At 61.2% G+C, this 4,508-nt stretch carries 5 protein-coding genes; 4 read left to right on the top strand and 1 reads right to left on the bottom strand.

Features of this window, described 5'->3' with window-relative positions:
• Nucleotides 1-12: 12 nt before the first annotated feature.
• Complete coding sequence (locus ABIZ35_RS24275; protein ID WP_348222513.1) at nucleotides 13-2,073, bottom strand: sialate O-acetylesterase; 2,061 nt, start codon at nucleotides 2,071-2,073, stop codon at nucleotides 13-15.
• 138 nt (nucleotides 2,074-2,211) lie between these two features.
• On the opposite strand from ABIZ35_RS24275, the gene ABIZ35_RS24270 reads away from it, so the two are divergent.
• The 4 genes from ABIZ35_RS24270 (at nucleotide 2,212) to ABIZ35_RS24255 (ending at nucleotide 4,418) form a co-directional block, all read left to right on the top strand.
• Nucleotides 2,212-2,781, top strand: a complete 570-nt coding sequence (locus ABIZ35_RS24270) for an exonuclease (RefSeq protein WP_348222512.1) — start codon at nucleotides 2,212-2,214, stop codon at nucleotides 2,779-2,781.
• Nucleotides 2,765-3,493 carry an SDR family NAD(P)-dependent oxidoreductase gene (locus ABIZ35_RS24265; protein WP_348222511.1) on the top strand — a complete coding sequence of 243 codons (729 nt, stop codon included), beginning with the start codon at nucleotides 2,765-2,767 and terminating at the stop codon, nucleotides 3,491-3,493. Before ABIZ35_RS24270 ends, ABIZ35_RS24265 begins: the two co-directional genes overlap by 17 nt.
• An 83-nt stretch (nucleotides 3,494-3,576) precedes the next feature.
• On the top strand, nucleotides 3,577-4,116 hold the full coding sequence (locus tag ABIZ35_RS24260) for a hypothetical protein (protein ID WP_348222510.1): 540 nt from the start codon (nucleotides 3,577-3,579) through the stop codon (nucleotides 4,114-4,116).
• A 44-nt stretch (nucleotides 4,117-4,160) separates the two neighbouring features.
• A complete protein-coding gene (locus ABIZ35_RS24255) occupies nucleotides 4,161-4,418 on the top strand; it encodes a hypothetical protein (protein ID WP_348222509.1) in 258 nt (85 codons plus the stop codon).
• The last annotated feature ends 90 nt before the right edge of the window (nucleotides 4,419-4,508 follow it).

Genomic DNA, 4,508 nt, shown 5'->3' with positions numbered 1-4,508 from the left:
GGCCCCGAGGGGTTATTTGGCGCTGATGGTGAGGCCGGGCCAGTCGTCGGTGCGGAAGGGGACGGCGGGGAGGCCGGCCTTGTTGTAGAGGTTGGTGACCGGGTTTTCCGCCCAGGCGTAGCGCACCGCGATGGGGGCGGGGACGCTGGGGGAGGAGAGCACAACGGTCGAGCCGTCGATTACGGCGTCGGCCCAGTACCACTTTTTGTCGGCGCCGGCGAGGGCGAAGCCTTTGACGGCGGCGGTGGGGCTGGGATCGGCCGTGGGGACGAAGTTGCCGGTGCGGGTCAGGTAGTCGCTGAGCGGGGTGGTGGTGCTGACGAGCAGGCCGCCGCCGAGGTGGTCGAAGGTCACGCGGACCTTGGAGCCTTCGACTTTATAGGACTTGTACTCGGGGCCGCTGTATTCGATCTTCTGGCCGTAGGTCTTTGCGAGAGCAGTCAGCGCGAGGCGGCGGCCGACGTCCTGCTTGTCCTTGGGATGGATGTCGGGGTTGTCGCCGATGTCAATCGCGAGCGCCTGACCGGAGTTCTTGATGTTCTTCGCCGTCATCGTCTGCGCTTCGCGCAGTTCCGCCCAGGGGTGGTCGCCCGGCTGATTGGCGACGGCCTGGAAGTTCGCCAGCTGGACGATGTAGAACGGGAAGTCGCCCTCGCCCCATTGCTTGCGCCAGTCGCCGATCATAGCCGGAAGCACGGAGCGGTATTGGTAAGCGCGATCGGCGTTCGATTCGCCCTGATACCAGATCGCGCCCTTGACGCCGTAGGGGACGAGCGGTTGGATCATGCCGTTGTAAAGGACGGTCACGACATTGGGGTTACCATTGAGGTTCTGCGGGAATGGCTTCATCTGGGCGTTCGCCGCGCCGATCTTGTAGTGCCAGGGAACGGCCAGCGAAACTGCGTCGCCGCCTGGGATTTCCAGATGCATGGGGTTCGCGCCGTTGTACAATCCGCCGCCGCCGCCGGTGTCCATCGCGCGGACCGTAATCACGTTCGCGCCCGCGCGCAGCGCCGATTTGGGGATGGTGTAGATGCGTTCGATTCCGAAGTCGTTCGACGCGCCGACCTGAACGCCATTGATCCAGGTGGTGTCGAGATCGTCAACAGCGCCCAGATAGAGCTTGAGATCGTTGGCCTCGGCGCCGGCGGGCAGCGTGAACTCCTTGCGGAACCAGACGATACCGTCAAAGCTCGTCAGGTCGGCGTCGCCCACGGTCTCCCAGGCGGCGGGCAGTGTCATCGTCTTCCACGACGACGCATCCAGGGCCGGATCGCTCCAATTGGCCTTAGCGCCCGGATCATTCGCCGCGTACCAATCCAGCCATTGCTGTCCTATGTTGACGCTGGATGTGGTGGTTCGCTGGGCGCGGACGATTTCCAACTTGTCCTTGAAATCGGGAAGTTTCGCCACGGAGCCTTCGCTGGTCCAGGCTTCCGCGATCGTCCCGCCCCAGGAGGTCTGAATGAGACCGATCGGGATGTTAAGCTTTTGATTGAGTTCGCGGCCGAAGAAGTAGCCGACGGCGCTGAAGCCGCTCCAGGTGCCCTGGGTCGCAATGCTCTCAGGCGTCACGGCCTCCCAATGTCCCGTTGTCAGATCCTGCGGGGTGAACGCCGTGCTTTTGGCGGTGGTGAAGATCCGAACGTTGGGGTAGTTGGCGGCGGCGACCTCCGGCGCGGGGTTCGCCAGCATTCCCATACCGAACTCCATGTTCGACTGCCCCGAGCAGATCCAGACATCACCGATCAGGATGTCGTGCAGCGTGGTGGTGCTTGGGCCGGTCACGGTCAAATCGTAGGGGCCGCCGGCGGTCAGAGCCGGCAGCTTCGCGATCCACTTGCCGTCCGCGTCCGCCGTTCCGCTGGCGCTCTTACCGTTGATGCTGACGGTCACCTTCGTTCCCGGAGCCGCCCAGCCCCAAACGGGATCCTGACGGTCGCGCTGGAGCACGAGATGGTCCGTGAAGACTGGGGACAGAAAGGGTTTCGCGTCCGGCGTCTGCGCCATCGCGCTTGAGAGGGGAAGCGCCGCAAGAACGAGCAGGCCGACGCCTCTCGGGGAGACTTTCATGGAAATACCTCGTCGTTGTGTCGTGGGAATTTTACTGGATAAGATCGCAATACGACACGCACGCCGCCGTTTCCTGCCCACGATAAAATGAGGTATAAGATTGGCGTATCCAGCGGACGAAGGGTGAGAGCAAGCATTATGGAAATCTATGTCAGCACCGATGTCGAGACGGACGGTCCGATTCCCGGACCGAATTCAATGCTCAGCTTTGGCTCGGCGGCCTATCTTGCCGATAAAACGCTGCTCAGCACATTTGAGGCAAATCTAGAAACACTGCCGGCCGCGCAGGGCGATCCGAAGACCATGACCTGGTGGGCAACGCAGCCCGAAGCGTGGACGGCTTGCCGAGAAAATCTGCAATCTCCGGAAACTGCCATGGTTCGCTATCTCCAATGGCTCAAGGAATTGCCGGGTAAACCCGTATTTGTCGCATACCCCGCCGCGTTCGATTTCCTCTTCGTTTACTGGTATCTCATCCGATTTGCCGGCGAAAGCCCTTTCTCGCATTCGGCTCTGGACATCAAGACATTCGCCATGGCGATGCTCGGATCGGATTACCGGGACGCCACCAAGCGGCGCATGCCCAGGCGCTGGTTCGACCCAATTCCGCACACCCACCGTGCGCTCGACGACGCGATCGAGCAGGGGGCTCTGTTTTGTAATATGCTTCAGGAGCATCGCGGGGGCGAGCATGACGGCGATAAATAATCAGCGCCGAGTGGCGTTTGTCACCGGAGCGGGGCGGGGAATCGGACGCGCCATCGCTCGGATGCTCGCAGAAGAAGGATATGCCGTGGCGCTGATGGCGCGAAGCGCCGAAGAACTCTCGCAGACGGCTCAGGAGTGCGAAGCGCTCGGCGCGCGAGCGCTGCCGATTTCATCGGACATCACGGACCCCGCGCAGCTCGATCAGGCCATTGAGCAATGCGTGCGTGATCTTGGAAGTCTCCATGTTCTGGTCAATAACGCCGGCGCTTTTCACTGGGGATCGGCGGACACGGCTGACCCCGACGCCTGGGATCATCTCATCGATCTCAACTTAAAATCTTCGATGCGCGCGACACGCCTCGCTCTGTCGCATATCCTCGCTGGGGAAGAGGGCGGCGCGGTGCTGTTTATCGCCTCCATGGCGGGGCGTATCGCTTTTGGCATGAACGCGGCCTATGTCGCCTCCAAGCACGGGATCGTCGGCTTCGCCGGCTCGGTCTTTCAAGATGTCCGCGAGCGAGGAATCAAAGTCTGCGCGATCTGCCCGGGATTGGTCGAAACATCGATCACGGATGACATCGGCGCGGACCTCGCCAAAATGATCCAGCCGGAAGACGTCGCCGAAGCCGCCCGTTACGTGCTCCGCACGCCCGCCCGTGTCTGCCCGACAGAAATCATACTTCAGCCCCAGCGCGCGCCGTGGGAGAAATAGAGCGTAATAGGCAGGGACTTGGCTGTGAAATCGCGAATATGGGAACTGACAAGCATCCACACAGACGAAAGTAGGGTCTCGTATTGCGTTCTCAATTCGCCGCTATTATTCTCGCGTCTTCCTGCCTCTTCGCGGCCGGCGTTGCCAGTCACGCATCTGTCACCGCGCGTAAAACTGCCGCTCCGGCGGCCTCCGCCGGCAATTCTGATCTCAGCGCTATCAAAGCGGCGTATAAGGACCGAAGCTATGCGGTTTTGACGCGCAGCGCTGGGCAGATGTACGGCGCGGCGGCGCCGGATTTTATGTTCAGCGACCGAAGCGGCGCGAAGATCAATCGCGGGGCGGCGGTTCAGCGCGCCGGCGCGGCCCTGTCCACGCTGGGGCGCGTCGTTGGCTCCCCCTCGGACCCGCAGGCGCTCACCTACACGGTTGATATCATGAGCGTTACGTTTTCCGGGAATCAAGCGATTGTCATTGAATCGGGGCAAGTCCATGCGCTGTCCGTTTCCGACGCCTCTGCAGGCGCGTTCGCGAAGGCGGCAAGTGCGCTGAGCGGCGTGTATCGCGACGTTTGGGTGCGGACGTCGCAGGGATGGCGGCAAAAGAGCGCGACCAAACTCTAAATCATCACTGTGCTTCCTTCGAATACCATAAAGGTCCATACACCATGCGCTTGCACACCCGCCTCGCGGCTCTGACAGTCGTCTGCTTCCTCGGAATATCGGGGACTGCCTCCGCGAAGGCGCATCACAAACCAGCCCACGCCGCCAAAGCGCCTTCCAATCCGGATTATAAGTTTATCAAAGCGGCGTACGATTATCGCAGTTACGGTTTTGTCTCGCGAGACTGCAACCGGATCTACAGCTATACGACTCCAGACTATGTGGATACGTGTCAAGTCTCATCACATTGTGAACAACTGTGACGCGTTCGGAACTGGGTAGGCTCCTGGTTAAATAGGTCGGGCCGTTTCCCGTACCATTCGACTGTCGCCTCATAGGGCGTCTTGCGGCCA

Origin of the sequence: Capsulimonas sp., assembly GCF_039929585.1 — a bacterium.
In the GTDB taxonomy this organism is placed as follows: Bacteria; Armatimonadota; Armatimonadia; order Armatimonadales; family Capsulimonadaceae; genus Capsulimonas.
Note: the sequence above shows the minus strand (reverse complement) of the source record. Positions and strands in the feature narration are given on the sequence as shown.